The sequence below is a fragment of the Tateyamaria sp. genome, assembly GCF_059783535.1.
Map to the genome: position 1 here is coordinate 1 of NZ_JBYNDP010000230.1, position 2,910 is coordinate 2,910.

Annotated in this window: 4 protein-coding genes; 3 read left to right on the forward strand and 1 reads right to left on the reverse strand. The window is 62.1% G+C overall.

The genetic code is table 11. From position 1 onward, the window contains the following. The coding region (locus tag AC6RA8_RS21925) for a phytoene desaturase family protein (protein ID WP_500355880.1) at window positions 1-1,017 on the forward strand (1,017 nt) is incomplete at its 5' end. A gap of 20 nt (window positions 1,018-1,037) precedes the next feature. Next, window positions 1,038-1,886 (forward strand): carotenoid 1,2-hydratase, encoded by an 849-nt coding sequence (crtC, locus tag AC6RA8_RS21930; RefSeq protein WP_500355882.1) that lies wholly within the window; start codon window positions 1,038-1,040, stop codon window positions 1,884-1,886. On the opposite strand, the gene AC6RA8_RS21935 is transcribed toward crtC, so the two are convergent. Further along, window positions 1,821-2,264 carry a winged helix-turn-helix transcriptional regulator gene (locus tag AC6RA8_RS21935; protein WP_500355884.1) on the reverse strand — a complete coding sequence of 148 codons (444 nt, stop codon included), beginning with the start codon at window positions 2,262-2,264 and terminating at the stop codon, window positions 1,821-1,823. The genes crtC and AC6RA8_RS21935 overlap by 66 nt on opposite strands. A gap of 134 nt (window positions 2,265-2,398) precedes the next feature. On the opposite strand from AC6RA8_RS21935, the gene AC6RA8_RS21940 reads away from it, so the two are divergent. Continuing rightward, entirely contained in the window at window positions 2,399-2,863 is a 465-nt protein-coding gene (locus AC6RA8_RS21940; RefSeq protein ID WP_500355885.1) for a DUF1330 domain-containing protein, read from the forward strand. Window positions 2,864-2,910: the final 47 nt, after the last annotated feature.

The following is a 2,910-nucleotide window of genomic DNA, read 5'->3' on the forward strand; positions in this document are numbered from 1 at the left end:
CTCAAACGCAGCTTCCGCGATCCACGGCTCCGGCAACTCTTTGGCCGTTACGCGACCTATGTGGGCGGCAGCCCCACCCACGCTCCCGCAATCCTGTCTCTGATCTGGCAGGCGGAAGCGAACGGGGTCTGGGTGGTCAAGGGCGGGATGCACAAGCTGACACAGGCACTCTTGCATGTGCTGGACGCAACTGGCGTCGATACAGTCCTGAACGCCCATGTCGACCGGGTCGACATTCAAAATGGACGGGCCACAGCCATCCGCTTGCAGGATGGAACACGCTTGCCCTGCGACGTGCTGGTGCATGCAGGCGACCCCCGCGCATTGGCAACGGGCACGCTTGGGCCCGACACAGCGCACATCGCCCCGCAAACGGCCAAGGCCAAACGCAGCTTCTCCGCCCGCGTCCTCAGCTTCGCCGCCACGCCCCACGGCCCGGACCTCGCCCACCACAACGTCTTCTTCGCTGCCGACGCGACCAGCGAATTCCGCGACCTCATGGCAGGGCGCGTGCCCGCACACCCCAGCTTCTACATCTGCGCCCTCGACCGCGGCCAGGACGGCGACCCACCCCAGCTTGAGCGGTTCGAGATCATCACAAATGCGCCCGCAACGGGCGACAGTAACGCGCCCGGCACAGCGGGCGACACCTCGGAGGACCTCTCCCCATGGCTTCATCAGATCACGCACCAGATGGCGCAGCACGGGATCAGCTTCAGCCCGACCCCGGATACGACAACGATAACGACGCCCCGAGCGTTCGGGCAGATGTTCCCAGCAAGTCTCGGCGCGCTCTACGGCCAGACACCGCACGGGCTGACAGCGGCGCTCCAGCGCCCCACAGCCCGGACGCAGATCCCGAACCTCTATCTCGCGGGCGGGGGGACGCACCCGGGGGCGGGTGTGCCCATGGCCACCCTCTCCGCCCGGCACGCGGTCGAGGCGATCTTGAGCGACCAAATTTCAACGTCGAGGTCGGCCCCAACGGCTACGCGTGGTGGTATGTCGACGGCCTGAGCGATTGCGGCACCCGCGCGGTGTCGGTCATCGGCTTCATCGGCTCGGTCTTCTCGCCCTGGTATCGCTGGTCCGGCCGCAAGAACCCACAGAACCACGTCTGCATCAACGTCGCCACCTATGGCAAAGGCGGGCGGTTCACCATGACAGACCGAGGCACCTCCGCACTCCGACAAACGGCCTCACGGTTCGAAGTTGGCCCCTCGATGATGCGATGGGAAGACGACACGCTGATCATCGACATCGACGAAATCTCGTCCCCGCCCCTGATCTCGCGGATCAAGGGGCAAATCCGCGTCATCCCCTCCGCCCTCACAAACGTCGAACTCGCCCTCACGGACGACAACAGCCACATTTGGCGCCCCTTCGCCCCACGCAGCCGGATCGAAGTCGACATTGACCGCCCCGGCTGGCAGTGGTCGGGCGAAGGCTATTTCGACGCCAATTTCGGCAACCGCGCCCTTGAGGAAGATTTCAGCTACTGGACATGGGGCCGCTACCCGACCGGGGACGGCGCCACCTGCTTTTACGACGCCACGCGGCTCGACGGCTCAGAACTCGCCGCCGCCTTCCACTTCGGTGAAGATGGCCAAGCGTCCGAAATCCCCCTGCCCCCCAAAGCGCCCATGCGCCGCTCGCTCTGGGCGGTCAAACGGGAAACACGCGGGGACGCGGGCGCACAGGCACGGCAAGTCCAAAACATGCTGGACGCGCCGTTCTACTCCCGTTCAGCAGTGGAGACGACACTCAACGGAGAACGCACCAAAGGCGTGCATGAGGCGCTCGACCTCACCCGCTTCCGCTCACCCCTGATCAAGCCGATGCTCGCCGTCCGCGTGCCCAGACGCAGCAAATGGACCTTCTCCTGACCCGTCCGTAGCACCCCCGTCATCGACCGGGGCATTGTTCCTCTTCCACCAATCACGCATGGCATAGAAAACATCCTCCATGTCTTTTGCGAGAGGCGTCGCGCTGTATTCAACTCGCGGCGGAACCTCGGGATAGACTTTCCGTGTGATCAGCCGGTCGCTTTCAAGCGCCCTCAACTGGTTGGTCAGCATAGTCTGGCTCACCCCGTCCAAACGCCGCTTCAACGCGCCGAACCTTTGGGTTCCATCAAACACCAGTATCTGCAGGATGATCAGTTTCCATTTGCCACCAACCAGCGACACGATATCCGGCATCGGACACGGAAGCTGGCACAGACCCGCCGAGGTGGATGGTATTGGTTGGATATCTTCGCTCATGCTATTTCTCCCGCTCCATTAGTACAGAAAACTGTACTACCCCAAGAATTATTGCCTACTTGTGGAAATGTACCGTCCAGGTAGCTAGGGCACAACCGTCACCCACGGCGGCCCAACACATGGAAAGTATGGCTATGACGAATACAGCGCACAGCGTTCAAAACCGCATTGAAAGCATTCTGGCAAATTGGGGAACGGGCAGCAGCGGGTTGCCGGATGAAGCCACCTGGGACGCGGTGGCGCAATGCGCAAAGGATCAACCCATCACGCTCGTGAACTTCTTCAAGATGCGTGACAGCGCGTCTTACCCCTCAGGAACGGCGGTCGTTGAGAACGGCATTTCAGGACAGGAAGCGTTCCAACGCTATGCCGCCGTGAGCATACCCAGCGTCGAGCAGGCCGGTGGCAAATTTCTCATGGTCGCTCCATTTGCACGCACCTTCATCGGTCCAGCAGAAGACTGGGACTTGGTCGCAATTGGATCCTATCCAAACCCCGGCGCGTTGCTCTCCCTTTTCGAAATGGATGCGTACCGTGAAGCATACATCCACCGCGTGGCCGCCTGCCGTGACCAAAGGGTTTCGCTTTGTCTTGGATAGAGGGAAAATCCGTATGGGCAGCTTCACCACGCCCGGTGTGCGTTCAT

Bases quoted from the DNA above. Each gene is read 5' to 3' on its own strand.
- AC6RA8_RS21935 (WP_500355884.1), bottom strand. From the start codon at position 2,264: ATGAGCGAAGATATCCAACCAATACCATCCACCTCGGCGGGTCTGTGC.
- AC6RA8_RS21940 (WP_500355885.1), top strand. From the start codon at position 2,399: ATGACGAATACAGCGCACAGCGTTCAAAACCGCATTGAAAGCATTCTG.